Source organism: Kitasatospora sp. NPDC058032, from assembly GCF_042885845.1.
Classification (GTDB): Bacteria; Actinomycetota; Actinomycetes; order Streptomycetales; family Streptomycetaceae; genus Kitasatospora.
The window spans coordinates 95,260-121,272 of record NZ_JBHVRK010000020.1 but is presented as its reverse complement, the minus strand read 5'-3'; the positions used below and the strand labels follow the sequence as shown (position 1 = coordinate 121,272).

Here is a 26,013-nt window from a genome sequence, read left to right as displayed (position 1 = left end):
ACGGTGCCCGTGTGTACCGTTTTCTGCTCTCCCGGCGCTGGCTGATCACCCTGCTGATCGCCCTGCTGCTGATCCCCACGACCATCCGGCTGGGGTTCTGGCAGTTGCACCGCCACGAGGCGCGGGTGGACCGCAACCAGCTGATCGCCCGGTCCCTCACCGCCGAGCCCGTGCCGTTCGACACCCTGTCGGCCGCGCCCGGCTTCACCGTGCCCAAGGACCTCACCTGGCGCCCCGTGACGGCCACCGGACAGTACGACCCGGCGCACGAGTTCGTGGTCCGCAAGCGGACCGACTCCAGCGGGGACAAGATCGGCTACTTCGTGGTCACCCCGCTGGTGCTCGCCGACGGCAGGGGGAGCGTGCTGGTCAACCGCGGCTGGGTGCCCTCCGGCACCTCCGCCGCCGAGTACCCGGCCGTCCCGGCGGCACCGGCCGGCCAGGTCACCCTGACCGGCCGGCTGCGCGCCGACGAGGCCGCCTCCGGCAGCATCAAGGACCGGGCCGGCCTGCCGGACCGGCAGTTCACCCTGATCAGCAGCACCCAGCAGACCAAGGAGAACGGCGCCGCCCTGCTCGGCGGCTACCTGGAGCTCACCGCCACCGAGCCGGCCCCGGCCGAGCAGCCCGAGCTGCTCCCCGAGCCCAACCACTCCGACATCGGCCCGCACATGGCGTACGCGATCCAGTGGTGGCTGTTCACCGCGCTGATCCCGGTCGGGTTCGCGGTGATGGCGCGCCGGGAGGCCAAGGACCGCCGCAAGGAGGCCGCCGAGGCCGAGGGCGTGGCGGTCGCCGTCCCCGCCTGATCCCCTCCCCGGGAGCCCTCCCCGGGGGACCGTCAGAGCACGTCGTCCAGGTCGCGCAGCAGCCGGGCCTTGGCCCGGGCCCCGACCACCGACTTCACCGGCTCGCCACCGCGGAACACCATCAGCGTCGGCATGGACAGCACCCCGTACGCCGCCTGGGTCTGCGGATTGTGGTCGACGTCCAGGCTGACCACCGTCAGCCGGTGCGCCTCCTCCCGGGCCAGCTCCGCCAGCACCGGCGCCATCTGCCGGCACGGCGGGCACCAGTCCGCCGTGAAGTCCACCAGTACCGGCCCTTCGGCCGCCAGCACCTCGGCGGCGAAGCTCTCGTCCGTCACCGCCGCCACCCCTGCGATCTGCACCATGGCCTACCTCTCCCACTCGTCCCGGTCGTGGACCGCGGCTGCGGCCCACTCGCACTGCGGCGGCTCCGAGGCGGCCCCCGCGGCGAGCGCGTCGCGCTCCCGCTCGGCCCGGGCGTACTGCTCGGAGACCCGGGTCCTGACCTCCTGGAGCCGGGCGATGCACTCGTCCAGCTCGGACAGCTTCTTCCGGTAGACCTCCAGCGAGGCCGGGCAGGAGTCGCCGTGCGGATGACCCGCCTGCAGGCACTCGACGAACGGCCTGGTCTCCTCCAGGCCGAAGCCGAAGTCCTGCAGGGTGCGGATCTGCCGCAGCAGCCGCAGGTCCGCCTCCCCGTAGGCGCGGTACCCGTTGCCGGCCCGCCGGGCGGGCAGCAGCCCGAGCTGCTCGTAGTACCGCAGTGCCCGGGTGGTCGTCCCCGCCCGCTTCGCCAGTTCACCGATCCGCATGTCCGGACCCTGCCCTTCCGGCAGCCGTTCGAACGCCGCCGGGAACGACGGTAGACCTTGACGCGCACGTCAACGCCAGCGCCGACGCACCGGGCCGGCCGAGCCGGGCGCGCCGCGCGGGGGCCGCTGCGCACCGCCGGGGCCGACGCGGCAGGATGACTCCATGGATCTTGGACTGCAGGACAAGGTGTACGTGGTCACCGGCGCGACCCGGGGCCTGGGCCTGGCCACCGCCCGCGAGCTCGCCGCCGACGGCGCCCGGGTGCTGGTCACCGGCCGCAAGCCGGAGGCCGTGGAGGCGGCCGTCGCCGAGCTCGCCGCGCTCGGCGGCGGAGCGGAGGCGGTGCACGGGCTGGTGGCCGACAACGGCGACCCGGCGACCGCCGAGCGGCTGGTCGCGACGGCCGTCGAGCGGTTCGGCCGGCTGGACGGCGTGCTGATCAGCGTCGGCGGGCCGCAGGCCGGCCCGGTCGCCACCGCCCCCGAGGAGGCCTGGCGGGACGCCTTCGAGTCGGTCTTCCTGGGCGCCCTGCGGATCGCCCGCGCCGCCGCCGCGGTGCTCGGCGAGGGCGGCGTGATCGGTTTCGTGCTCTCCGGCTCGGTCCGCCAGCCCATCGCGGGCCTCGGCATCTCCAACGGTCTGCGCCCGGGCCTGGCGATGGCCGCCAAGTCGCTCGCCGACGAACTCGGCCCGCGCGGCATCCGGGTGGTCGGCCTGCTGCCGGCCCGGATCGACACCGACCGGGTGCGCGAGCTCGACGCCCTCGGCGGCGACGTCGAGGCCGCCCGCGCCCGGCACAGCGCCGACATCCCGCTCGGCCGCTACGGCACCCCCGAGGAGTTCGGCAAGGTCGCCGCCTTCCTGCTCTCCCCCGCCGCCTCCTACCTCACCGGGGTGATGGTCCCGGTGGACGGCGGCGCGCTGCGCGGCCTCTGAGCGGCGCCGGGCGGCGTCAGACCACCCGCGGCTGCCGGCCGCGGCGACGGCGGCGCCGCCCGGTGACCTCCGGGCGGGCCGCGATCACCCGGATCCGCAGGTCGGCGGGCAGGTCCGGCAGCCCCAGACTGGTCAGCGCCCCGGCGCGCGGGCCGGTCTCGAAGTGCTCGGCGAGCGCGGCCGGATCACCGCCCGGGGTCATCCGGACGGCCGCCCGCAGCCGCGGGTGCCGCGCTCCGCGCACCAGCCGGACGCCCACCCGCTCGACCTCCGGCAGCTCGACGGCGCCGCTCTCCACCGCCTCCTCCAGCGCCCTGGTGCGCAGCCGCAGCCGCAGGCCCGGCGCCCCCGGCGTCGGCAGCGCCACGGTCGTCGGACCGCTGCGACGCAGCTGGGCCACCAGCCACCAGGCGGTGCCCGCGGCCACCACCGCCAGCCCGGTGATCACCACCGGCCACCACCACGCGGAGCCGGCCCACCGGGTGCGCGAGCTCGCGCTCAGCACCGGCTGGTCGGGCGAGGTGAGCGGCCACCAGGACGGCGGGTCGACGCCGAGGTGCCCGTAGAGGTCGAGCCCGCCGGCCAGCACCAGCGCCCCGGCCGCCAGCAGCACCAGCCCGACCACGCCCAGCAGCAGCCGGTTGACCGTTCCCCGGTTCACCCGGTGCCCCCGTCCGCCGCGGTGTCCGCCGTCGGCTTCGCCCGTCCGCGGCGGCCGGCCGTCCGCACCTCCAGCCGCAGCGGCCGGGCCAGGGTGACCGCCGCCAGCTCCTCGCGCAGCCGGCGCTGCACCGAGGCCGGGTCGGCGGGGCCGACGAGCCTGATCCGCACCCGGCGCCGGCTGACCCGCACCCGCAGGTGCTCGACGCCCGGCAGCCCGGCGGCCCGGTCGGCCAGCAGGGCCGCCACCCCGGAGCGGTCGATCGCCGCCGCGGTGTCCCCGTGCGGGCGCAGCGGCAGCCAGCGGCCGAGGCCGGGCGCGAGGGCGAGCCACAGCAGCCAACCGCCGAGCAGCACGCCCGCGCCGGCGCCGAGCAGCACGGCCAGGTCGTCCAGGTGCCGGGTGGCGAGCTCCTCGGCCAGCTCCGCCCGCCACTGCCGGGCCCGGTGCCCGGTCCGGACGGCGATCACGTCGTAGAGCAGCGCCCCGGCCGCCACCAGCAGCACGGTGGCCACCACCGCGGCCGCCGTGGTCCGCAGTGCCCGTGGCCGCCGCACCTTCCCCACCCCCGGCTCGGAGCCGCCCTCCCCCGCGCTCACCGCACCCCCTCCGCCACCGCCCCGGCCCGCGCCCTCACCGGGCGGCCTCCGCCACCAGGCGCTCGACCACCACCACGACCTCGCCCACCCGGGCGCCGGTCAGGGTGCGGATGTCGGCGGCGACGCGGTCGCGGACGGCGCGGGCGAGGGCGGCGAGGTCGGCCGGGAAGGGGAGGTCGGCGGAGACCCGGACGGTGACGGGGGTGCCCGGGGTGGCGGGGCCGGTGACCGAGACCTTCGGCGGGCCGCCGCGCACGGTCCGGCCGTGCCAGGCGTCGGCGAGCGCCTCGCGGGCGGCGCGGGCGGCGATCCGGGCGTAGACGCGGTCGGCGATCCGCAGCCGGCCACGGGCACCGGGTTCCCGGTGGGCGGGCGCCGGGGCGAGGGCCGCCATCAGCGGCGCCGGTCGCGGCCGCGCAGCAGGTCGCCGAGCTCGCCGGGTTCGATGTCGCCCTCCAGCAGCCGGCCGACCACGAATCCGACCACCCCGAGCGCCGCCACCAGCAGAAACGCCGCGAAGCCGCCGAAGTACCCCGCGAACCCGAGGGCCATGCCCACCACCAGGCCGACGATGGCCAGGCTCATCCGTTCCACCTCGTCTTCCACCGCCGCCGACTGTTCTTCCCGGCTACTTCAGCTTGGGCCGCTGCCCGGAGGAGGGCTCCTCCTCTTCCTCCTCCTCGACGTCGGGCTCGTCGGGCAGGTGGACGTCGTTGACGGCGATGTTGACCTCGACGACTTCCAGTCCGGTCATCCGCTCGACCGCGTCGATGATGTTCTCCCGCACCTGACGGGCGAGTTCGGGGATGACGACGCCGTACTCGACGACCAGCGCGATGTCGATGGCGGTCTGCTTCTCCCCCACCTCGGCCTTGATGCCGCGCCCGACGCTGCCGCGCCCGCCGGGGACCCGGTCCCGCATCGCGCCGAAGGTGCGGGCGAGGCCGGAGCCGAGGGCGTGGATGCCGCTGACCTCGCGCGCGGCCATCCCGGCGATCTTCTCGACCACGCCGACCGCCAGGGCGGTGCGGCCGCGCTCGCCGACCGCGTGCCCGGCCTCCGAACTCGCCGGGGAGGCGGGAGCGGCGGCGTGGGCGTGCGGGGCGTTCTTGTGCAGGGTGGCGGGCGTCGGAGTGTCAGGCATGGCTCATCTCCCGTCGTGCGGCTCCAGCTATATCGCAAATCGCTCCAACTCTGGCATTTCGCCACGAATCCCGCCCCCGGAGCAGCCGGAAGGCCCGAACGCCGGGAGGCCCGGCCCGGTGGGTGCTCCCCACGGGGCCGGGCCTCCCGGCGCGGCGGCGGGCGGTCAGTCGCCGAGGCCGGCGAGGTCGCGCAGCCGGCGGGCCTGCGCCGCCCGTTCGGCCGAACGCTGCTCGTCGTAGGAGCGGCCGGCGGCGCCCTGCAGCAGCGCCTTGGTCTCGATGACCGCGTTGCGCGGGGCGGCGAGCAGGGCGGCGGCGAGGTCGCGGGCGGCGGCGTCCAGCTCGGCGGCCGGGACGGCGAGGTTGGCCAGGCCGATCGCGGTGGCCTCCTCGGCGCCGACCCAGCGGCCGGTGGCGCAGATCTCCAGTGCCCTGGCGTAGCCGACGAGTTCGGTCAGCGGCTTGGTGCCGGCGAGGTCGGGGACGAGGCCGAGCGAGGTCTCCTTCATGGAGAACTGGACGTCCTCGGCGACCACCCGCAGGTCGCAGCCGAGGGCGAGCTGGAAACCGGCGCCGACGGCGTGGCCCTGGACGGCGGCCACGGTGAGCACGTCGGGGCGGCGCCACCAGGTGAAGGCCTCCTGGTAGCCGGCGATGGTCTCGTCGAGCTCCTTGTCGCCGGCGGCGGCCAGCCGGAGGAAGCTGGGCTCGCCGGGGATGCCCTCGGGGGTGAACATCGCGCGGTCGAGGCCGGCGGAGAAGGAGACGCCCTCGGCGCGGAGCAGCACCACCCGGACGGTTCCGGGCAGCTCGCGGCCGATGGCGGTGAGGGCGCGCCACAGGGCGGGCGACTGGGCGTTGCGCCGCTTGGGCTGACAGAGGGTGACGACGGCGAGTTCGCCGTCGATCTCCAGGCGGACGCCGTCCTGCTCCCGGTGCGGGGTCTGCGGATCGGCGGCGGGAGCGGTCATGCGGGAACCTCCGGTGGCGAGGGTGCTTGGCTACCGGAGAGTAACAAAACTGGCGGCACGACGGCAGGGGGTGGCCGCCGGACACCTCGCGGCGACGGGCGGCCGGGTCTGCGCGCGGTCGCGACATGACGATCGGCGGCCGGTTCGCCCGGGCCGGGGGCGGACGATCAACGGTCGTCCCCCCGGTCGGCGCCCTGCCGCCGAGTCATCCGTCCAGTGGATTGACGGAGCGTCAGGAACCAGCTCCAGCAGGAGCTTTGTTCTTGCCCCGCGTGGCACCGCCGCGGCCCCGGAGAATCACCCCGGACTCGCTCAGCATGCGGTGCACGAAGCCGTAGGAACGACCGGTCTCCTCCGCGAGGGCACGAATGCTCGCCCCGGAGTCGTACTTCCTCTTGAGATCGGCCGCGAGCTTCTCACGCGCGGCACCGGTCACCCGGCTGCCCTTTTTCAGAGTCTCGGCCACCCGTGCCTCCTCGTAGCGTTGCTCGGTCAGATTCCCATGATCACCCATCCACCGCGTCCTGGCCACCCATTCGACAAGGTCCATGTCCGCAACGGGCGGTCCTGCGGTGGTGATCCGAGCGCACAAGGGCGCTCACGCTGAGTGCACGCCCCCGGGGACGCACCGCCGTTCGACGCGAAAGGGCTGATCAGCAGCGTGGGTCCGGCCACGATCGGGTGGTGGGCCGACGGAAGCTCCTCAAACGGAATGCGGGACCTCTTCATTCCCGGACACGCCGAAAGGACTAGTTTTTCTGGCCCAAAAATCGGAGGGCACGTCTACGGCCGGCCGGGCGGGAAGCCGGAGGCCCGGTCGTCCGTACGGACGACCGGGCCTCCGGGAGAGCACGATCAGGCCGGCCGGGATCAGGCCAGCGTGACCAGGTCGGCGTAGGCCGGGCTCCAGAGGTCCTCGACACCGTCCGGGAGCAGGATGATCCGCTCCGGCTGGAGCGCGTCGACCGCGCCCTCGTCGTGGGTGACCAGCACGACCGCCCCGGAGAACTCGTGCAACGCGCCGAGGATCTCCTCGCGGCTGGCCGGGTCCAGGTTGTTGGTCGGCTCGTCCAGCAGCAGCACATTGGCGCTGGAGACCACCAGGGTGGCCAGCGCGAGCCGGGTCTTCTCGCCGCCGGAGAGCACCCCGGCCGGCTTGTCGACGTCGTCCCCGGAGAACAGGAAGGAGCCGAGGATCTTGCGGACCTGGACGAGGTCCATGTCCGGCGCCGCCGAGCGCATGTTCTCCAGGACCGTGCGCTCCGCGTCCAGGGTCTCGTGCTCCTGGGCGTAGTAGCCGATCTTCAGGCCGTGGCCCGGGATCACCTCGCCGGTGTCCGGCTTCTCCACCCCGGCCAGCATCCGCAGCAGGGTGGTCTTGCCCGCGCCGTTGAGGCCCAGCACGACGACCCGCGAACCGCGGTCGATCGCCAGGTCGACGCCGGCGAAGATCTCCAGCGAGCCGTAGGACTTGGACAGGTCGCTGGCGGTCAGCGGGGTCTTGCCGCACGGCGCCGGGTCCGGGAAGCGCAGCTTGGCGACCTTGTCGTTGGCCCGCACCGTCTCCAGACCGGACAGCAGCTTCTCCGCCCGGCGGGCCATGTTCTGCGCGGCCACCGTCTTGGTCGCCTTGGCGCGCATCTTGTCCGCCTGCGCGTTCAGCGTGGCGGCCTTCTTCTCCGCGTTGGCCCGCTCGCGCTTGCGGCGCTTCTCGTCGTCCTCGCGCTGCTGCTGGTACTGCTTCCAGCCCATGTTGTAGACGTCGATGGCGGAGCGGTTGGCGTCCAGGTAGAAGACCTTGTTGACGACCGTCTCGACCAGGTCGACGTCGTGCGAGATGACGATGAAGCCGCCCTTGTAGGTCTTCAGGAAGTCCCGCAGCCAGGCGATCGAGTCGGCGTCGAGGTGGTTGGTCGGCTCGTCGAGCAGCAGCACGTCGGAGTCCGAGAACAGGATCCGGGCCAGCTCGACGCGGCGGCGCTGACCACCGGAGAGGGTGTGCAGCTGCTGGTTGAGGATGCGGTCCGGCAGGCCCAGCGCGGCGGCGATGGTGGCGGCCTCGGCCTCCGCGGCGTACCCGCCCTTGGTGAGGAACTCGGTCTCCAGGCGCGCGTACTTCTTCATCGCGTTGTCACGGGTGGCGCCCTTGCCGTTCGCCATCCGCTCCTCGTTCTCGCGCATCTTGCGCAGCACGCTGTCCAGGCCGCGGGCGGAGAGGATGCGGTCCTTGGCGAGCACGTCGAGGTCGCCGGTGCGCGGGTCCTGCGGCAGGTAGCCGACCTCGCCCGAGCGGGTCACCGTGCCCGCCGCCGGGATGCCCTCGCCGGCCAGCACCTTGGTGAGCGTGGTCTTCCCGGCGCCGTTGCGCCCGACCAGGCCGATCCGGTCACCGGGGGCGACCTTGAAGCTCGCGGACTCGATCAGGATCCGGGCGCCGGCACGCAGTTCGAGGCCGTTGGCGGAAATCATGGCTGGGTACTACTCCTGGGACGTGGGCGGGCGACCGGACAGGTCCGGACCCGGGACGGGAAGGGGGTCGTCGACGGGGCTCTGCGGGAACCGCGCGGGGGGCGGCGCCGCTCGCCCGTCACACCCCGGAGAAATCAGCCATGCCGGCAAGTCTAGCGGGCCGCACGAGCGACCCCGGAGAATTACCCGACCGGCGTACCCCGCGACCCCGCGACTACTGCTCCCGCGCCTCCCGCGCCGTCTCACCGGCGCAGCCGGTGACCGGACGGACGGCCGCGAACGGCTCGGCCGCGCTGCCGCAGGCCGCCTCGGGCGCCGCCGCCCAGGTGTCGAAGACCCTGGGCGTGACGATCGGCCCGTCCGAGATCAGCACCCGGCGCCCGTCCAGCGCCTTCATCGACACCCCCGGACCGGCGTTGAGCTGCCAGCCGGTGCTGTCCAGCCGGTAGCCGGAGATCCCGCCGGAGACCGGCTGCCCGCTGCCGTTGGTGCAGTTGCGCGGTACCAGCACCGCGTAGTCGGTGGCCACCGTGCCCACCGGGTCGTAGACGCAGCTGCCGGGCGGCTTGGAGTTGTAGCGCAGGTCACCGTCGGCGTCCCGGAAACCCATCGTCAGCTCCGGTGTGACCACCGCCACCCAGGGCGTGGACTCCCGGACGGTGTGCAGCGAGGCCGCGGCCCGCTCGGTGGCCAGCTGCTTGCGCTGCTCCTCGGTGCGCTTGTCGGCGCCGGGCTCGCCCGCGCCGCGCAGCCAGTCGGCCAGCCCGGGCACCGCGCGGTGCCAGCGCACCTGCTGGTCGCCCGGCCGCACCGAGGTGACCAGGCCGTCGTCCCAGACCACCACGGCGTTCTCCCCGGCCATCGAGAGGTAGAGCGCGGTGGCGCCCTCCCGGTGGTACGACCAGGCGTGCTCGCCGGTGTCCCGGTGGTACGCCTCCAGGCCCGGGCCCACCCGCAGGTCCAGGGCGGCCGCGTCCAGGGAGGCGGTGGGGTCCGCGCTCGCGTCCGCGGCGCCCTTGGCGGCCACCCGGTCGCCGAACGGGACCGGCTTGTTGGCGTGCGCGGCGGCGCCCGCCACAAGGACCACCAGCACCGCCAGGGCAGGGAGGATCGATCGGGGGCTGAGGGCGCGCGACTTCCAGGACACGGGCGGAGCGTACCTTTCGCCGCCCGCGCGAGTCAGCCGGACTTTCCCGTAGGGCCGAACGGCCGAACCCCGCCCGCCGGTTCCCCGCGCCCCGCGCGCGACCGCCCGGCGACCTGCGCCGTCGGGCCCCCTCCGGCCGCCGCGGGCCCGGCAGGACGGCGCCGCGGTAGGGCTCCCAGGGGCGCCAGGACCGTTACGGAGGTGATACACGGCACACGGCGACGACGTTCGAATATCGCCCACTTTAGGGTGACATCCGGCATTTCCTCGCCCGGGCGTCCTACTGTCGGCGACGGGGCCGGCACCGTGCGTGCCCCTCCCCGCCCCGTCCTGCTCCGCCCAGCCCGTGGCACCTGTCCGGGGCGCCGCCCGAGGAGACACCATGCGATTCGGCCGCCTGGCGCTCGCCGCCGCCACCCTGCTGCTGCTCACCACCGCCAGCGTCCCGGCCGGGACACCGCTGGGCCAGACCGAGCGGCACGCCCTCTCCTCCGACGCCGTCGCACCGCGCGGCGCCGCCCCCCGCCCGCCGGTCCAGCGCCCGGCGCACGAGCCGCCGTTCGGGGCCTTCGTCGGCTCCTGGGACAGCTACATCCCGCAGATCGGCCGGTACGCGCAGTGGCTGGGCGACGCCAACCTCCAGGTCGGCCACACCTATCTGGCGGGCAACGGCTGGGCGGACATCGAGGGCGAGCCGGCGGTGCTCGCCATGTGGTCGCAGTGGAGGCAGACCGACCCGTCCCGGATGCTCGTGCTCGGCGTGCCGATGCTGGTGCCGAACGAGGCGGAGGTGCCGGACGGCGAGGTGGCCCGGCTGCTCGGCCAGGGCGCCCGCGGCGACTACGACCGGCACTTCCTCACCCTCGCCCGCCGACTGGTCGCCCTCGGCGGCGCGGACACCGTGATCACCCTCGGCTGGGAGATGAACGGCGTCACCTACACCCACCGCTGCAAGCCCGACCCGACCGCCTGGAAGACCTACTGGCGGCGGATCGTCACGGTGATGCGCTCGGTGCCCGGGCAGCGCTTCCGCTTCGACTTCGCGCCCAACCGCGGGCTGGACGCGATCCCGTGGACCAAGTGCTACCCGGGCGACGACATGGTCGACATCATCGGCATGGACAACTACGACCAGCCGGCCGGCGGCACCTTCGACGACTACGTGCGCGAGCCGTACGGACTGCAGGACCAGGTCGAGTTCGCGGCCAAGCGCGGCAAGCCGGTCTCGTACCCGGAGTGGGGGCTGTTCCGCAACGGGGACAACCCGGAGTTCGTGCAGCGGATGGTGGAGTGGATCCGCACCCACGACACCGCGTACCAGACCGTCACCGACTACTGTCCGCACGGCTTCTGGCAGTGCGACCGCAACCCGCGCTCCAGCGCCCGCTACCGGCAGCTGATGACGGGCTCGCAGGGCGCCCCGGAGCCGGCCCTGCCGACGGCTCCGACGGCCCCCACCGCGCCGGTCGCCCCCACCGCCCCCGCCGCGCCGGTGATGCCCGGGCAGCGGTAGCGGGGGCGGACGGGGTCAGTCGCGGCGACGGGCGGCGAGCGCCTCCTTGAGCCGCGGCGCCCGGGAGGCGAGCAGGCGCACCGCCGCCCGCCGGGCACGCACCGCCCCGCTCCGGGCCGCGGCCGCCGGGGCCGCGCCGCGCGGGCCGAACAGCAGCCGCTGGTTGGGCAGCTGGTCCGGACGCCAGCGCTGCTTGTACGGCTCCTGGCCGCGCAGCAGGCTTATCACCGGGATCCCGGCGCCGAGCGTCTCGTCCAGCGCGGCGCCGAACAGCAGGCCCGCGATGTCCAGCCGCTCCCGGAGCCCCGGGTGCGCGCCGTAGAGGTAGAGGCCGCTGAAGGACGGGCAGAGCAGCACCAGGTCGACGGCGACCAGTTCGCCGTCCAGCCAGAACCGGTGGACGGCCGCGCGGCCGGTGGCGACCAGCCCGGCGGTGGACTCGGCGAGGTGGCGGCGGAACCGCTCGGTGCGGTGCTCCGGGGTCACGCCGCGCTCCTGCCACTGCAGGAAGTGCAGCCGCAGCAGCGCGTCCAGCGCCTCCGGCACCTCCTCCGGGCCCGTCGCCCGCACCTCGACGCCCGACTCGGCGATCTTGCGCAGCTTGACCCGGCTGCGCTGGGCGGTCCTGCCCGGGACCCGCTTGAGCAGCTGGTCCATCGGGGCGGCCGGCAGGTACTGGCAGAGCGAGTCGGTGAACCGGCTGCGCCGGCCGCGCCACTGCTCGAAGACCCGCTGGACGGCGGCCTCGGGACGCACCTCGCGCAACTCCAGGCTGTGCCACGGGCGGTCGAGCGGGAGGGCGGCGGCGAACTCGGCGGCGGCGCGCTCGGCGCAGTCGTCGTCGAGCAGGACGTCGGTGAAGTCGATCAGCCCGGCGCCCAGGCCGGTCAGACCGCCGAACGGGCCGCCGCGCCGGCGGAAGGCGCCCGCACCGACCAGCCGGCCGTCCCGGCGCACCAGGACCAGCAGCAGGGCGCCGGGGCTGCCGTACTGGCGCCACCAGGAGCACTGCCAGGCGGCGGACTGGAAGAAGGTGGCCGTCGCGCAGCGGGCGACCAGACCGTCCCACTCCTCGGCCAGGGAATCGAGGGCGTCGTCCTCGCGGCGCAGTTCGGTGGTCCAGCGCGCGGCGGCGCGGGGCTGGGCGGGGAGGCCGGTGGCGGAGGTGACGGCCCCGGTGCTCATCGCCCGCTCCGGACGGGCGCCTTGGCCTTGACGGGCTCCGGCTCCGCGGGCTCCGGCTCCGCGGGCTCGGAGGTCACCGGCGCGGACTTCGCCGGCTCGGCGGCACGCGGGCGCGGGGCGGTCGCGGTGGGCACCTCCCGGCCGGCGGGCCCGGCCGGCACCTCGGACTCGGCAGGCGCAGGCGACTCGACGGGCCCGGCCGTCTCGACCGGCGCGACGGACTCGGCGGGCGCCTCCCCGTCGGCGGACGCGGTGTTCCGGCGGCGGGTCATCATCACCAGTGCCCCGATCAGCACCCCGGCCGCGCCGCCGACCGCGACGTCCAGCCTGCCCGAGGGCGTGGTCGGCTTGGCGGGCTCCGCGGCGGCGGCCAGCGGGACCAGCCGCACGCCGCTCTCCCTGCTGCTGCTGTTGGCGAAGGCGACCAGCGAGCGGGCCACCGCGTCCGCCGCCCGGACGGCCTCCTCCGGCCGGGGTCCGGTCCCGGTGATCTCGATCATCGGGGCGTCCGGCGAGGTGGTGCCGTGCACCAGGGACTGCAGCTTGCCCAGCCCGTGCCCGGTCTCGGCGGCGGCCGCCGCGAGCACCTGCGGCTGGCCGGCCAGCCGGCCGTACGCCTGGGCGAAGCTCACCGCGGTGGCGCCCTCGCCCTGGGTCTCGGGCACCACGATCACATAGGAGTTGGCGGCGTACGAGGGGTGGGCGACGAGGGCGTACCCGGCGCCGGCGACGGCGCCCAGCGGCACCGCGAGGACCACCGGCCACCAGCGGCCGACCAGCCGGCGGGCACTTCTGATCGCTTCGGTCATGGGGGACTCCTTGACTATGAGGGCCGCCCGGCCGGCGGCCCGGCGTCTGCGGGGTTGCGCCCGGCCCGGCCCCGGGCCAGCCGGTCGTAGAGGGCGCCGAGCTCGGCGGCCACCCGGACGATGTCGTAGTGGCCGACCGCGGCGGGCCGGGGCAGCGGGTCGGGGCCGGGCGCGCCGAGGCCGCACAGCTCGCGCAGCGCGGCCGTGTACGCGGCGGCCTCGGAGGGGATCCGGCGGGCCTGCGGGGCGGCGCCGGGCGGAAGTTCGTCCAGCGCCGGACAGGCGCTGTGCCGCACCGGAAGGCCGGCCGCGAGCCCCTCCAGCACCCCGAGGCCGAAGGTCTCCTCGGTGGAGGGGGCGGCGAGCACGTCCAGGGCGGTGAGCAGGTCGGGCACGTCGTCGCGCTCGCCGGTGAACACCAGGCGGTCGCGGACGCCGAGGCCGGCGGCCCGCCGCTCCAGGGCGGACCGCTCGGGGCCCTCGCCGACCAGCACCAGGCGGGCCGCGCCGTCCAGCCCGGCCAGCGCCTCCAGCAGAACGTGGAAGCGCTTGCCCGGGACCAGCCGGCCGATCCCGCCGATCACCCGGCTCCCCTGCGGCAGGCCGAGTTCGGCGCGCACCCGGGCCCGGGTGGCGGCCCGGTCGGCGGGCGGACGCCGGTAGCGGGCGGCGTCGATGCCGTTCGGGATCAGCTCGACCCTGGCCGGGGGGACGCCCCAGGCGTGCAGGGTCTGGGCCACCTGCCGGGAGACCGCGACGGTGGTGGTGCCGAGGCGTTCGCCGGCCAGGTAGAGACCCTTGACGCCGCGGGTGACCGGCCGGCCCTCGATCACCCCGGGGTGCAGCGAGTGCTCGGTGGCGACCACCGCCCGCACCCCGGCCAGCCGGGCGGCGAGCCGGCCGTACAGCCCGGCCCGGTAGAGATGGGTGTGCACCAGGTCGTAGCGCCCGGCCCGGACCCGGCGGGCCAGCCGGGGCAGCGCGCCGACGTCCCGGTTGCCGCGCATACCGAGGTGGTGAACGGTGACGCCCTCGGCGCGCAGCGCGGCGGCCACCGCACCGGGGTTGGTCAGCGCCAGCACCTCGCAGTGCTGGTGGGGCGGCAGATGGCGGAGCAGCAGCTGGAGCTGGCGCTCCGCCCCACCGGACGCCAACCCGGTGACGATGTGCAGGATCCTCACCGCTACCTGGCCCCGGGCCGGTTCTCGGGTTCGGCGAGGCGCTGGCGGAGGTCGGCGACGGTGTCCCGCAGACGGTGGCGGCCACGCTTGGCGCGCAGGCGCCAGGCACCGTCGCGGTCGCCGACGTAGCAGCGCGGCAGGGCGTACCGGCCGGTGAGCGGGGAGTGCGCGATCGCGCAGGCGTAGTCGTAGCCCGCGTCCCGGACGGCCTGGGTGGCGGCCTGGTCGACGGCGCCGTACGGGTAGCAGAAGCCGGTGACCGGGCCGCCGACCGCGTCCTCCAGGACGCGCCGGCTCTCCCGGGTCTGGGCGGCGAGCACATCGGCGGGCAGTCCGGCCAGCGCCCGGTGGCCGAGGCCGTGCGAGCCGATCTCCCAGCCCGCGGCGGCGAGGTCGGTGACCTCCTGGACGGTGAGCAGGGTCTTCCGGGGGCCCTCGGTGTCCCAGTCGTTGGCGCGGCCGAGCAGGTCGGCGACCACGTACGCGGTGGCGGCGAAGCCGTACGCCTGGAGGATCGGCACGGCGTAGCGGGCGAAGTCGGCGTAGCCGTCGTCGAAGGTGAGGCCGACCAGTTTGTCGGCCCGCCCGGCCGCCCTGGCCCGCATCAGCTCCCGGACCGAGACCCCGCGCCATCCGCGCCGGTGCAGCCAGGCGATCTGCTCGGCGAACCGTTCGGGGCTGACGGTCAGCTGGTACGGGTCCTCCTTCTCGACGGCCACCGAGTGGTACATCAGGATCCACGGCGAGGTGGTGTCGGTGACCGGCGTCCCGGGCAGCGGGCGCCGGCTTCTGGGCAGGTGGGTCGGCGGTCTGCGGCTGCCGGAGCGCGGCGTGCCGGTCCGTGGCGGGTCGGCACGTGGTGGTTCGGTGCGCGGTGGCTCGGTGCGCCGACCGCCGGCCGCCGGCGCGGCGGGGCGGCGTGCGCCCGACGGGAACGACCGGACTGATCCCCGTTCAGCATCCATGGGGAGGCTTCCCTTCATCGGCGACAGGTGACGGGCCGGGGACCGGCCCCAGGACCCGGAGGGCGGCACGGACCGGACCGCGCACCTCGCGGGCACCGAGGCCGGTGCCCAGGGCGGCGAAGGCCAGCGCGACGGTGAGGCCGCCGAGCGCGGTGGACAGTAGGGGGTCGGCGGCGAGGCGGGCGGCGGGCGTGCCGAGCGCGGCGGCGCCGGCGGCGGTGGCCAGCAGCCGGGCGTGGCCGCCGAGGACCCGCCGCAGCCGCAGCGGGATGCCGCGCAGGACCAGGCCGTGCAGCAGCAGTGCCGCGGTGCCGGTGATGCCGGCCGCGTTGCCGGCGGCCAGGCCGAGGGCGCCGAACCGGGGGGTGGCGAGCACTCCGACGACGACGGTGACGACCAGGCCGAGCGCCATGGCGGCGGCCGGGTACCAGTCGAGCAGCCGGCGGCCGCCGTCCTCGGGACGGGGGTCGCCGGCCCGGCGGACCACCGGGCGCAGCGAGAAGTAGGGGCGGATCATCACGCCGATCAGCGTCTGGGCGAGCAGCCCGAAGCTGTAGACCCGGATGACGGCGGCGGTGGCGGCGGTGTCGCGGGGGCCGAAGGCGCCGCGTTCGAAGAGCAGCGCGACCACCGAGGGGGCGCAGGCCATCAGGAAGGCGGTGCCGAGCAGGACGACGGCCGCCGCCTGGCCGAGGTCCTTCTCCACCCGGTCGCGGGCGGCGGTGAGGTCCCCGGCGGCGAGCGCCCGGGCGACCAGCGGGAAGGTCACGGTGCAGATCAGGATCCCGGCGGTCATGGCCAGTTGGGAGACCTTGGCGGCGTAGTTGAGGTGCGAGATGGTGCCGGGCGGCAGCGCCGAGCCGAGGAACCGCTCGATGAAGACCTGGGCCTGGCGGGTCAGGGTGAACACGCCGACCGGCAGCAGGGCGAGCGGGATCAGCACCAGGGCGTTGCGGGAGCGGCGGGCGGCGCGGCCGGGTCGTCCGGTGCCCGCCCGCAGCCGGCGCAGGAACGGTCCGACCAGCAGGCCGGCCATCAGCAGGCTGCCGAAGGCCACGCCGATCGCGGCGGCGCGCACGCCCCACAGCGCGTGGCAGGTGAGCAGCACGCCGAGGATGCCGAGGTTGTAGGCGACGTAGATGCCGGCCGGCGCGGTGAACCGGTGGTGGGCGCGCAGCGCGGCGGCGAGGTAGCCGGCCACGCCGAACGGCAGCACGGTGATCGCGGTGATCCGGGTGCAGGTGACGGCGAGCCCGGGGTCGGCCAGGCCGGGGGCGAGCAGGTCGACGAGCCGGGGGGCGCCGAGCGCGGCGCCCAGCGAGAGGGTGGACAGGGCGAGCAGCAGCCAGGGCAGGGTGGCGCGGACCAGTTGGCGGACCGGGTCGGGGCCGTCGGGGCGCTCCTCGCGGAGCACCAGGGCGAGCGCGAAGGCGGGCACCATGAGGAAGGACATGGCGTCCTCGATGAGCAGCGGCGCCGCGGTCTCGGGGACGGTCCAGGCGACGAGGAAGGCGTCGGTGCCCTGGTTGGCGCCGAAGTAGCGGGCGAGCAGGAGGTCGCGGAGCAGGCCGAGGGCGGAGCCGGCGGCGCTGAGGACGGCGGTGACGCCGAAGGCCTTGGCGAGGAAGCCGCGGCGCGGGCCGGCGGCGGGCCCGGCGGCGGCCGGCGCCGGCCGGGGGGCGGGCAGCGGGGCGGAACTGAGCGCGGTGGACCGGTCCGTGGTCATGCCGCGGCCCCGCGGGGGCGGGCCGCGTGGGCGGCGAGGCCGAGGACGACGGAGGTCAGCACGGTGGTGGTGCCGCCGATGTCGGAGTAGAGGAAGTCGACCAGGACCCAGGTGAGCAGGGCGAGGGCGGCGAGGCCGGGGCCGAAGGCGGTGCGCAGGCAGCCGAGGAGCAGGCCGAGGAAGAGCAGGCCGTAGGCGGCGATGCCGATGAGTCCCTGTTCGCTGAGCACCAGGAAGTACATGTTGTGCGGGGAGAGCAGCGGTTCGCGCTGGAAGCCGATGGTGGCGTCGGCGGCGTCGCTGCCGGAGGAGAGCCGCAGCGGGGCGTGGCTGTCGCGCAGTCGCTGGAAGGCCTTGGGGCCGGCGCCGGAGACGGGGTGGTCCTGCCAGATCCGTCCGGCGGTGGCCCACAGGTCGTAGCGGTCGGAGACCGACTGGTCGGGGGCCTCGGAGACGGAGCCGATCGAGGTGAGCCGGGCGGTGACGCCGGAGCCGCCGAGGCCGAACCCGCCGACCAGGACGACGGCGGCAGCCGTGCCGAGGACGGCGGAGCGGACGGCGAGCCGGGCGTCGGCGCGCAGCAGCAGGACGGCGGCGGCCGCGGCGGTGGCGATCCAGCTGCCGCGGCTGAAGGAGACGGCGAGCGGGAAGGTGAGGAAGGCGGCTGCGGCGAACAGCGCCCGCCGCAGCCGGGCGTCGCCCTCGGCCCCGCGTTCGGCGAGGGCGAGGGCCAGGGCGGCGAGCAGTCCGTAGCTGACGACGGTGGACATCGCCATGATGTCGAGGGCGCCGAAGGTGCCGACGGCGCGGATCGGGCGGCCGGTGTAGGAGGCGCCGGTGCCGGTGAGGAACTGGTGGGCGCCGACCAGTCCCTGGATCAGCGCGGCGATCACGAAGGAGCCGAGCACGAGCCGCTGGTCGGTGCGGTCGCGCAGGGCGCACAGCACGGCGGCCGGGACGAGCACGAAGACCTGGGTGAGCCGGACGAAGCCGGTGAGGCTGGTCGCCGGGTCGATCGACCCGACGGTCGCGACGGCGGCGGCCAGCACGATCGCGCCGAAGCGGACGGCGTCGGCCCGCCCGATCGCGGGGGTGCGCCCGCGCAGCAGGTTCACGGCGGTGAGCGCGACCAGGGCGAGCGAGGCGAGGTCGGCGGCGGTGACGTGGACGGCGGCGGCGACGTCCTTCTCCCCGGTGGGCACGCAGACCAGCAGCACGGTGGCGGCGGCCAGCAGGCTGGGGCGTCGGTGGACGACGCCCCCCGCGCGCCGTAACAGCCTGGCGGGGCGCGGGGGTGCGGCGAGGGTCAGGGCCACGGAGTTGATCAGCTCCCGTCCGGGTGGAGCATGAGGACCGCGGTGCGGCACAGGATCTTGACGTCCTGCCAGAGGCTCCAGCTCTCGATGTAGCGGTTGTCGAAGCGGGCCCGGTCCTCGATCGAGGTGTCCCCGCGCAGGCCGTTGACCTGGGCGAGGCCGGTGAGGCCGACCGGGACGCGGTGGCGGTCCGCGTACTCGGGGTAGGCCTGGCTGAACCGCATGACGAAGTAGGGGCGTTCGGGGCGGGGGCCGACCAGGCTCATGTCGCCGCGCAGCACGTTCCACAGTTGCGGGAGCTCGTCGAGGGAGCTGCGGCGCATGAGCCGGCCGACGGCGCCCATCCGGTGGTCCTGGGAGATGTTCCAGCGGGTGGCGGACTCGTGCTCGTTGCTCGGCCGCAGGGTGCGGAACTTGAGGAGGGTGAAGACCCGGCCGTCGAGCCCGGTGCGCTGCTGGCGGAAGAGGACGCCGGGGCCGGTGTCGAAGCGGACGGCGAGCGCGCACAGGGCGAGCACCGGCGCGAGCAGCAGCAGGCCGATCGCGGCGGCGGTCACGTCCAGGGTCCGCTTGGCGGCCCAGCCGGGGCGGCGCATCGCGGCGCGGCCGACCCGCAGGCAGGGGAAGCCCCAGAGCTGGTCGGCGCCGGCCAGCCGCCCGGCGGCGAGCGAGCCGTACTCGCGCAGCGCCGGGACCAGCCAGACCTGGCAGCCGAGCCGGGCGGCGTCGCGCAGGGTGGCGGCGGTCTCGGCCTCGTCGGCGGCGCCGGCGGTGGCGACCACGTGCTGGACGCGGTGGCGGCGGACCTCGCGCTCCAGGACCTCCCGGCCGCCGAGCACGGGCAGGTCGGTGTCGCCGGCGAGCAGCGGCGGGTCGGCGTCGAGGAAGCCGACCGGGCGCATCCCGTACTCGCCGCGCTCGCTGAGGGCGGCGGCGACCCGGCGGCCGAGCCGGCCGGCGCCGAGCACCAGGACGGCGCTGGGGCGGCTGCGGCGGATCCGGCGCACCAGGTGGTAGAGGACGGCGCGACCGCAGACGGAGAGCACCAGTTGGGTGCCGAGCAGGAGGGTGAGCCGGGCCGGGGTGGCCGGGCCGTAGTCGGGCCAGTGGCCCTCCAGGCAGCCGGCCAGGCTGATCGCGAAGGCGGCGGCGACCAGTGCCCGCGCGGTGAGGGCGGGCAGTTCGTCGAGCACGGAGAGGGTCAGGCGGGTGCGGTAGAGGCCGCCGGCCAGGTTGAGCAGGATCAGCAGGGGCAGCAGCGCGGCGACACCGAGCAGCGGCGCGACCCGGACGGCCGGGTCGAGCACGCGGTTGGCGGTGCCGGTGGCGGTGCACAGGGCGAGGGCGTCGACGGCGACCAGGGCGGCGGGCAGCGCGAGCCGGGCGCGGACCGGGCGGCGGTGCCGGTGGACCGGCGGGGCGCTGCGGATCCGGTCGGCGTGCGTCGGACGGTCGAGCAGCCCGGTGGCGGGGCGGCGCGGGCCGGCCAGGGTCCGGCCGGGCCGTGGCACGCTGTCGTGATCAATGGTCATCGGCGGACGAACTCCCCTGCTGTGTGCCCGGGGTGACGGCGGTCCGGTACCCGATGGCCCGGGGTGGCCGTCCAGGCCCGGTGAGCGCGGTCCTGACAGCACCTGCTACCGCTGGCGACTTTCGGTTTTCTCGCGAATTCCCGGCGTGAAATCGAAACGAAGCAGGCATAATCAGACGTTACCGAAAACCGGCTTGAATGCTGGAAGTTGACTTGCCGTTTCATTCCAGCCGCCCATTAATAGGTATTTCCGATTTGGCCCCCACACTCACAACCGGTGGAGGGTGCGAATACGGCAGCGCCGGAGCGGCGGGGCATTCACGGCATGTGAAACGATCAGATCCGCTGCGGGACACGGGCGCGGCGCCGCCCGGGCACCCGCCCGGCGCCCAGCAGGTCACGGTAGAGCGCGTCGACCTGTTCGACGACCGATCGAACGTCATGACGGGCCGCGGCGTGCTCGCGCAGCCGGGTGCCGCGCCGCTCGCATTCGATCGGATCGGACAGCGCTTCGGCCATTCGGGTGATGAGTGCGGACACGTCCTCGGACGGCACCAGGGCGGACGCGCGTTCGGACGGCGGCAGGCACTCACGGGCCCCCGGCACATCGGTCAGCAGCACCGGCCGGGCGCAGGCCATCGCCTCCAGCGGGGCCAGCGCCATGCCCTCCCAGCGCGAGGGCAGCACCACCAGGTCGGCCGCGGCCAGCCAGGGCCTCGGGTCGGCGACGTCGCCGACCAGCCGGACCCGGGACGGCCCGGCGCCCTCCCGGGCCATGGCGGCCAGCCGGGCCTCCTCCGGGCCGCCGCCGACCAGCGCCAGCCGGGCGCCCGGCACCCGGCGTCGCACCTCGGGCCAGGCGGTGAGCAGGACGTCCTGCCCCTTCTGGCGGCAGAGCCGGCCCACGCAGACCGCGAGCGGTCCGGCCGGCTCCAGGCCGAGCGCGATCCGGGCGGCCCGGCGGTCGGCGGGCGCGTAGTGGCGCACGTCCACGCCGTTGGGCACCACCGCCCAGTCGGCGTGCAGGCCGGCCGCGACACCGTCGGCCCGCTCCTGGACGGAGACGCAGAGCAGCCGGTGCGCCCAGCGGGTCGCGTACCGCTCCCAGCGCAGGGTGGCCGCGGCGAGCGGGCCGTCGACGGCGGCGAAGGACCAGGCGTGCGGCTGGAAGACGGTCGGCACCGCGCCGCGCACGGCCAGCCGGCCGGCCAGTCCGGCCTTGGCGCTGTGCAGGTGGACCAGGTCCGGCCCGGCGGCCCGGACGATCCGGCGCACCCGCCAGGCCTCGGCGGCGGTGGTGGCGGGGCCGGGCGAGCGCCGGGCCGGCCAGTCGCGGACCAGCGCGCCGGCCGCGGCGGCCTCCTCGGCGAGCCGGCCGCCGGCGGGGCAGGCGACCAGCACCCGGTGGCCGGCCGCGCGCTGGCCGCGGACCAGGTCGACCACGACGCGGGCCACTCCGCCGTCGACGGGCTGGGAAATGTGAAGGATCGTCATATGCACGGCGGCGAGCCTAGGGTGGCCGCACCGCGGCCGGCCGCCGTCGTCACCCGCAGGTGGCGGGGCGTCCACCCGTACGGCACGCCGCTCGTACGGGTGGACGAACTCGTCGAATCCCTGGACGAGTTGAGGGTGGGATCCGGAAGGCCGGAACCCGCCGAGGCCAGACCCTGTCTCTTGGACTTTGTCGGCCCCGGCAAGGATCCAAGAGACAGGGCCTAACGCACCACGGCGGCCAGGTTGGTGAGCACCTCGTCGTGGATCCGGTTCAGGCCCTTGGGCGCGAAGGTGCGCTCGAAGAAGCCGCCGATGCCGGTGGCGCCCTGCCAGGTGGCCGTGACGGTGACCTTCGAGCGGCCCTCGCCGGCCGCCGCGACGGTCCAGGTGATCACCATGCTGGAGTTGGCGTCCTTCTCCACCAGCTGGTCCGGGCGCGGCGCCGAGACGGTGAACAGGCAGTCGCGGATGCGCTTCTCGGTGGCCTGCAGCTTCCAGTGCACCTGGGTACCGGCGCCGGTGCCGCCGACCCGGACCTCGTACTCGCTGTACTGCGCGGGCAGCAGCTTGGGGCGGGTCACCTGGTAGTCGGCCAGGGCCTCGTACACCCGCTCGGGGGCCGCGTCGTAGACCCGCTCGGTGGTGGCCTGCACCTGTCCCATGGTCGTGCTCTCCTGTCACGGTCGTCCGGCGCCCGGTGGCCCGGCTCGCGGTCGCCCGGCGCCGGGTGGTCGTCGGGGTGGTACCGGCAAGCCAATCACAGCGGGCCGTCGGCGGCGGGCGGCGCCCTCCCCGGCGGAGCGGGCGTTAGGGTGGCGGGTGTGCTCGAACAGGTGACAGCAGTGCGATACGTCGACCCGCTGCGGGCCGGCGGCTCCGTTCCCGGCGTGGTGGAGACCGACGACCTGGGCACCTACGTGGTGAAGTTCACCGGGGCCGCCCAGGGGCGCAAGGCGCTGGTGGCGGAGGTGATCGTCGGCGAACTGGCGCGGCGGCTCGGCCTGCGGGTTCCCGAGCTGCGGCTGGTCGACTTCGACCCGGCGGTCGCCGACGGCGAGCCGGACCCCGAGGTCCAGGACATCCTGCGGGCCAGCCGCGGGATCAACCTCGGCATGGACCTGCTGCCCGGCTCCCGCGACTTCCGGCCCGGCATGATCGACGTCGACCCGGTCGAGGCCGGCCGGGTGATCTGGCTGGACGCGCTCACCGGGAACGTCGACCGGACGGTGCACAACCCCAACCTCATGGTCTGGCACGGCAGGCTCTGGCTGATCGACAACGGCGCCGCGCTGGTCTTCCACCACCGCTGGTCCGGCGCCGAGGCGTCCGTCGGCAAGCGCTACGACCTCAGCGCGCACGCCCTCGGCGGGTACCGGCCGGACGTCCGGCTGGCCGACGAGGAGCTCGGGCCGCTGGTCACGGTCGGGCTGCTGGAGGAGGTGGTCGCGCTGGTGCCGGACGCCTGGCTGGCCGACGAGCCGGGGTTCGACTCGGTCGGGGAGCTGCGCCGGGCCTATGTGAACCAGCTGGCGGCGCGGGCGGTGCTCTCCGGCGAATGGCTGCCGGAGGGGTTCTCCACCCCCGAGCAGCTGCGCGAGGCGGACCGGCGGCGGGCCGCGCGGAGCAGGGCCGGGCGGCCGGCCTGGCTGCAGGAGGTGCCGGACCTGCACGGCAAGCCGTCGGTGGAGACGGTCTGGGAGCACCACTTCGAGTGATCCGGGCCCGTGGGCCGGCCCGTAGGACGGCACGGGGGACGACAAACGGAACGGGGGCGGGACTCGAAGTCCCGCCCCCGTCGCCGTGACTCAGGGTGTCAACCGGTCAGCGCCGGTTCACCGCCACCACTGGGCCGCCTTCTCGGCGTTGATGATGCCGGCGCCGTAGAAGCCGTTGTCGTCCGCGCCGCCCTCGCAGGTGGCGGTCCACTCGCCGGCGCCGCCCGGGTTGTACGGGGCCGACGGGCAGGCGTGCGACTCGGCCTGGTTGGTGAGCAGCTCGGTCAGCTCGTCCGCGCTGGCCCACGGGTGGGTGCTGGCGAGCAGGGCGAGCACGCCGGCGGCGTGCGGCGAGGCCATCGAGGTGCCCTGCATGTAGCCGTACTTGCCGCCCGGGATGGTGGACAGCACGCGGCCGTTCTTGTCCGGGGTGTTCGGGATCTGGTAGCGGCGGTCGCCACCGGGGGCGGCCACGGTGACCTTGCCCTTGCCGTAGCTGGAGTAGTACGACTTCTCGCCGTTGACGCCCACCGAGGAGACCGCGACGACGCCGTCCAGCTCGGTCGGCAGGTTCAGGCAGTCCTGGGTGATCGGGCGCTCGACCGGGGTGGTGTCGTCCGGGCTGGCGACGTCCTTGGTCTTGTGGGCGAGGTCGATGTTCTCGTTGCCCGCCGCGGCGACGTTGAGGACGCCCTTGCGCTGCGAGAACTCGACGGCGCGGCGGACGGCGGTGGAGATCGCCGCCTGGTCGGCGTCGTTCTGGCAGTTGAACATCCACGGGTCGACGAAGTAGCTGTTGTTCGTGACCTTGAACTTGTGCTCACCGGCCCAGACGAAGCCGCAGATGGCGTACTCCGGGTAGATGAAGCCGCCGTCGTCGACGACCTTCACCGCGGCGAGCTTGACGTTCGGGGCGATGCCCTCGATGCCCTTGCCGTTCTTGGCGGCGGCGATGGTGCCGGCCACGTGGGTGCCGTGGTCGCCGTCGACGCCCGGCTGCCAGGCCTCCCAGGCGGTGTTCGGCTTGCCGCCGTCGATGCAGGAGACCGACTGCGAGGCGTCGACGTTGGCGGCGAGGTCCTCGTGGGTGCCGTCGATGCCGGAGTCCAGCACGCCGACGGTGACCTTGTTGCTGCCCAGGGACAGCTTGTGGGCCTTGTCCACGCCGATCTGGCGCATGTCCCACTGGTTGGCCCAGAGGGGCTCCTCGCCCGCGACGGCGGAGGGGGCCGGGGCGTCGACGACCTCGGCGACCCGGTCCTCGGAGGCGGTGATGCCCTTGGTGCGGCTGGCACCGACCGACTCGACGCCCTTGGCCTGCCGCAGCTTGGCGGCGAACTGGGTGTCGTTCGAGCGGGCGATCACCACGCCGATCTGCTCGTAGGAGTACACGACGGTGCCGCCGAGGGACGTGACCGCCTTCTCGACCTTCTGCACCTGGCCGTGGTTGGCCTTGGTGTTGACGACGTAGCTGAGCAGCGGACCGGTCGTCGACTGCGACCCGGAGGCGGCGACGGCGGTGCCGGTCGGCAGCGCGAGGGCGCCGGCGGTGGCGAGGACGAGACCCACCGCCGCATACCGGGTCCGGCTGATCCGAGGAACACTCATAGGGGTTGGCCCTCCCGAGTCGTCATGCAGCAGCTGCGGTTGGCAGGTGCACTTGGAATGATCGGGACGTTAGTGAACAAGTGTCGCAATCCGCAAGAGGTAGTCATCCAATCGTCACAACCCCGCCACCGACGGAAGGTATGACTCCGCCTCTGCTGGGCAGGCCGGGGCGGTCCGACGACCACGAGAGCACAGCGGCATCGGGAGCCACACCCTAGTCAGCCGGGCCGACGGCGGAACAGGAGTGCGGGGCGGCCGGAAACGGCCAGTGGCGGATCACCGCCAAGCCGGAGCGGCGGACGGTCAGAGCGCGTACAGTCGCCGGGCGTTGTCGGCCGCCACCTGACGGGCCAGCCGGTCGGCGTCGGCCGCGGTGCACGCGCCGTCGGCGCGCCAGCCGTCCAGCAGGGCGCCCAGGCCGTGCCGGAACTGGGCCGCGCCGACCAGGTACAGCTCGGGCAGGCCGTAGGCGTCGGTGGAGAACAGCAGCTTGCCGAACGGCGCCAGCTCCAGCATCTCCCCGAGCACCGCCGCCGCCCGGGGGCCGACGTAGGAGGTGGTCAGGCCGAGGTCGGTGTACACCAGCGGGAAGGCCTGGGCCAGCCAGGCGGCCTGCCGGTGGTACGGGTAGCCGTGCAGCAGCACCAGCGGGACGCCGCTCGGCTCGGCGGCGCGCACGAAGCCGGCCAGCAGGGAGGGGTCGGCGAGGTGCAGGGTGAGGTCGGGATCGCCGAAGCCGGTGTGCAGTTGGAGCGGCAGCCGCAGCGCGGCGCAGACCTCCAGGGCGGCCCACAGCAGTTCACGCAGCAGCACCGGGTCGGTGACCCGGCCGCCCCCGGCGCGCTGCCGCCCGGCGGCGGCCCCCGCGACCTCGGCCGGGGAGGGGCGTTCGGCGGGCACCGCCAGGCCGCTGCGGTAGGCCACCACCGACTTCACCGCGACGGCGCCGACGGCCGCCTCGGCCAGCGCCTCGCGGACGGCCCCGGCCCAGGCACCGGGCGGGGCGGCGACGGTCTCGGCGACCGTCTCCAGCCGGACCACCTCGCGCACCCGGACGGCGGCCGCCTCGGCGAACTCGCCGAGCGGCAGCAGCGGATGGCCGGCGGCGGCGGTCAGCCCGGTGTCGACCAGACAGGTGTCCAGGCCGGCGGCGGCCAGCAGCCGGCCGGTGGCCCGCACGGCGCCGAGCTCGCGCCGCCGGGCGAGGTACTCCTCGGCCGAAGCGTGCGCGGGCAGCCCGAGCGCGGGCGGACACCAGCGGCGCACGGCGAGGCCGATCGCGCTGTCGAAGGGCGAGGTGCCGGGGGCCGGCGGGCGGTCGGACTCGGTGAGCAGCCCCGCCAGCGCGTCGTCGGCGAGTTCGGCCGTCACCACGCTGTGGCAGTGGTGGTCGACCAGCGCGGGGACGTCCAGCACGCCG

General features: G+C 75.1%; 26 protein-coding genes. 4 read left to right on the top strand and 22 right to left on the bottom strand.

Annotation, left to right across the window (positions count from 1 at the left end):
- The first annotated feature begins 11 nt into the window (after positions 1 to 11).
- Positions 12 to 809: an SURF1 family protein gene (locus ACFVUH_RS27830; protein WP_355374653.1), complete on the top strand. Its 798-nt coding sequence runs from the start codon at positions 12 to 14 to the stop codon at positions 807 to 809.
- A gap of 32 nt (positions 810 to 841) precedes the next feature.
- On the opposite strand, the gene trxA is transcribed toward ACFVUH_RS27830, so the two are convergent.
- Positions 842 to 1,174: a thioredoxin gene (trxA, locus tag ACFVUH_RS27825; RefSeq protein ID WP_387916008.1), complete on the bottom strand. Its 333-nt coding sequence runs from the start codon at positions 1,172 to 1,174 to the stop codon at positions 842 to 844.
- A 3-nt stretch (positions 1,175 to 1,177) separates the two neighbouring features.
- Positions 1,178 to 1,621, bottom strand: coding sequence for a MerR family transcriptional regulator (locus tag ACFVUH_RS27820; RefSeq protein WP_387916006.1), 444 nt, complete (start codon positions 1,619 to 1,621; stop codon positions 1,178 to 1,180).
- Positions 1,622 to 1,784: 163 nt separating this feature from the next.
- Here ACFVUH_RS27820 and ACFVUH_RS27815 point away from each other — a divergent pair, with 163 nt between their 5' ends.
- Positions 1,785 to 2,558, top strand: coding sequence for an SDR family oxidoreductase (locus ACFVUH_RS27815; protein ID WP_387916004.1), 774 nt, complete (start codon positions 1,785 to 1,787; stop codon positions 2,556 to 2,558).
- A gap of 16 nt (positions 2,559 to 2,574) precedes the next feature.
- Here the strand turns inward: ACFVUH_RS27815 and ACFVUH_RS27810 are convergent, their stop codons facing one another.
- From ACFVUH_RS27810 to ACFVUH_RS27770, 9 genes are all read right to left on the bottom strand, one after another.
- Positions 2,575 to 3,219 (bottom strand): alkaline shock response membrane anchor protein AmaP, encoded by a 645-nt coding sequence (locus ACFVUH_RS27810; protein ID WP_355374664.1) that lies wholly within the window; start codon positions 3,217 to 3,219, stop codon positions 2,575 to 2,577.
- Positions 3,216 to 3,818 carry a DUF6286 domain-containing protein gene (locus ACFVUH_RS27805; RefSeq protein WP_387916002.1) on the bottom strand — a complete coding sequence of 201 codons (603 nt, stop codon included), beginning with the start codon at positions 3,816 to 3,818 and terminating at the stop codon, positions 3,216 to 3,218. The genes ACFVUH_RS27810 and ACFVUH_RS27805 overlap by 4 nt, the downstream gene beginning before the upstream one ends.
- A gap of 34 nt (positions 3,819 to 3,852) precedes the next feature.
- Complete coding sequence (locus ACFVUH_RS27800) at positions 3,853 to 4,212, bottom strand: hypothetical protein (RefSeq protein WP_355374670.1); 360 nt, start codon at positions 4,210 to 4,212, stop codon at positions 3,853 to 3,855.
- Positions 4,212 to 4,403, bottom strand: coding sequence for a hypothetical protein (locus ACFVUH_RS27795; RefSeq protein WP_355374673.1), 192 nt, complete (start codon positions 4,401 to 4,403; stop codon positions 4,212 to 4,214). The genes ACFVUH_RS27800 and ACFVUH_RS27795 overlap by 1 nt, the downstream gene beginning before the upstream one ends.
- 43 nt (positions 4,404 to 4,446) lie before the next feature.
- Positions 4,447 to 4,962 carry an Asp23/Gls24 family envelope stress response protein gene (locus ACFVUH_RS27790; protein ID WP_355374676.1) on the bottom strand — a complete coding sequence of 172 codons (516 nt, stop codon included), beginning with the start codon at positions 4,960 to 4,962 and terminating at the stop codon, positions 4,447 to 4,449.
- A 165-nt stretch (positions 4,963 to 5,127) separates the two neighbouring features.
- Positions 5,128 to 5,934, bottom strand: a complete 807-nt coding sequence (locus tag ACFVUH_RS27785; protein WP_387916000.1) for an enoyl-CoA hydratase/isomerase family protein — start codon at positions 5,932 to 5,934, stop codon at positions 5,128 to 5,130.
- 232 nt (positions 5,935 to 6,166) lie between these two features.
- Positions 6,167 to 6,400 carry a helix-turn-helix domain-containing protein gene (locus tag ACFVUH_RS27780; RefSeq protein ID WP_350548483.1) on the bottom strand — a complete coding sequence of 78 codons (234 nt, stop codon included), beginning with the start codon at positions 6,398 to 6,400 and terminating at the stop codon, positions 6,167 to 6,169.
- A gap of 404 nt (positions 6,401 to 6,804) precedes the next feature.
- A complete protein-coding gene (locus tag ACFVUH_RS27775) occupies positions 6,805 to 8,403 on the bottom strand; it encodes an ABC-F family ATP-binding cassette domain-containing protein (RefSeq protein WP_355373543.1) in 1,599 nt (532 codons plus the stop codon).
- 214 nt (positions 8,404 to 8,617) lie between these two features.
- On the bottom strand, positions 8,618 to 9,550 hold the full coding sequence (locus ACFVUH_RS27770) for a hypothetical protein (protein ID WP_355373546.1): 933 nt from the start codon (positions 9,548 to 9,550) through the stop codon (positions 8,618 to 8,620).
- Between the two features lie 382 nt (positions 9,551 to 9,932).
- On the opposite strand from ACFVUH_RS27770, the gene ACFVUH_RS27765 reads away from it, so the two are divergent.
- The gene (locus tag ACFVUH_RS27765) at positions 9,933 to 11,063 is read left to right on the top strand and encodes a glycosyl hydrolase (protein ID WP_355373549.1); all 1,131 of its coding nucleotides are present in this window, start codon (positions 9,933 to 9,935) and stop codon (positions 11,061 to 11,063) included.
- A 15-nt stretch (positions 11,064 to 11,078) separates the two neighbouring features.
- Here ACFVUH_RS27765 and ACFVUH_RS27760 read toward each other — a convergent pair whose 3' ends face one another.
- From ACFVUH_RS27760 to ACFVUH_RS27720, 9 genes are all read right to left on the bottom strand, one after another.
- A complete protein-coding gene (locus ACFVUH_RS27760) occupies positions 11,079 to 12,248 on the bottom strand; it encodes a GNAT family N-acetyltransferase (RefSeq protein WP_387915998.1) in 1,170 nt (389 codons plus the stop codon).
- Positions 12,245 to 13,057, bottom strand: coding sequence for a hypothetical protein (locus ACFVUH_RS27755; protein WP_387915996.1), 813 nt, complete (start codon positions 13,055 to 13,057; stop codon positions 12,245 to 12,247). Before ACFVUH_RS27755 ends, ACFVUH_RS27760 begins: the two co-directional genes overlap by 4 nt.
- 14 nt (positions 13,058 to 13,071) lie before the next feature.
- Complete coding sequence (locus ACFVUH_RS27750) at positions 13,072 to 14,238, bottom strand: glycosyltransferase (protein WP_387915995.1); 1,167 nt, start codon at positions 14,236 to 14,238, stop codon at positions 13,072 to 13,074.
- Between the two features lie 2 nt (positions 14,239 to 14,240).
- Positions 14,241 to 15,203, bottom strand: coding sequence for a polysaccharide deacetylase family protein (locus tag ACFVUH_RS27745; RefSeq protein WP_387915993.1), 963 nt, complete (start codon positions 15,201 to 15,203; stop codon positions 14,241 to 14,243).
- Positions 15,193 to 16,929: a lipid II flippase MurJ gene (locus tag ACFVUH_RS27740; protein ID WP_387915992.1), complete on the bottom strand. Its 1,737-nt coding sequence runs from the start codon at positions 16,927 to 16,929 to the stop codon at positions 15,193 to 15,195. The genes ACFVUH_RS27745 and ACFVUH_RS27740 overlap by 11 nt, the downstream gene beginning before the upstream one ends.
- Positions 16,926 to 18,245 (bottom strand): O-antigen ligase family protein, encoded by a 1,320-nt coding sequence (locus ACFVUH_RS27735; RefSeq protein WP_387915990.1) that lies wholly within the window; start codon positions 18,243 to 18,245, stop codon positions 16,926 to 16,928. The genes ACFVUH_RS27740 and ACFVUH_RS27735 overlap by 4 nt, the downstream gene beginning before the upstream one ends.
- Before the next feature lie 8 nt (positions 18,246 to 18,253).
- Positions 18,254 to 19,777: an exopolysaccharide biosynthesis polyprenyl glycosylphosphotransferase gene (locus ACFVUH_RS27730; protein ID WP_387915988.1), complete on the bottom strand. Its 1,524-nt coding sequence runs from the start codon at positions 19,775 to 19,777 to the stop codon at positions 18,254 to 18,256.
- Positions 19,778 to 20,112: 335 nt separating this feature from the next.
- Positions 20,113 to 21,270 (bottom strand): glycosyltransferase, encoded by a 1,158-nt coding sequence (locus ACFVUH_RS27725; protein WP_387915986.1) that lies wholly within the window; start codon positions 21,268 to 21,270, stop codon positions 20,113 to 20,115.
- Between the two features lie 221 nt (positions 21,271 to 21,491).
- Entirely contained in the window at positions 21,492 to 21,932 is a 441-nt protein-coding gene (locus ACFVUH_RS27720) for an SRPBCC family protein (RefSeq protein ID WP_355373574.1), read from the bottom strand.
- A 159-nt stretch (positions 21,933 to 22,091) separates the two neighbouring features.
- On the opposite strand from ACFVUH_RS27720, the gene ACFVUH_RS27715 reads away from it, so the two are divergent.
- Positions 22,092 to 22,985 carry a HipA family kinase gene (locus tag ACFVUH_RS27715; protein ID WP_387915984.1) on the top strand — a complete coding sequence of 298 codons (894 nt, stop codon included), beginning with the start codon at positions 22,092 to 22,094 and terminating at the stop codon, positions 22,983 to 22,985.
- A gap of 117 nt (positions 22,986 to 23,102) precedes the next feature.
- Here ACFVUH_RS27715 and ACFVUH_RS27710 read toward each other — a convergent pair whose 3' ends face one another.
- Together ACFVUH_RS27710 and ACFVUH_RS27705 are read right to left on the bottom strand one after the other, a co-directional pair.
- Positions 23,103 to 24,593 (bottom strand): S8 family serine peptidase, encoded by a 1,491-nt coding sequence (locus ACFVUH_RS27710; protein ID WP_387915982.1) that lies wholly within the window; start codon positions 24,591 to 24,593, stop codon positions 23,103 to 23,105.
- Positions 24,594 to 24,896: 303 nt separating this feature from the next.
- Complete coding sequence (locus tag ACFVUH_RS27705) at positions 24,897 to 26,009, bottom strand: amidohydrolase family protein (RefSeq protein ID WP_387915980.1); 1,113 nt, start codon at positions 26,007 to 26,009, stop codon at positions 24,897 to 24,899.
- Positions 26,010 to 26,013: the final 4 nt, after the last annotated feature.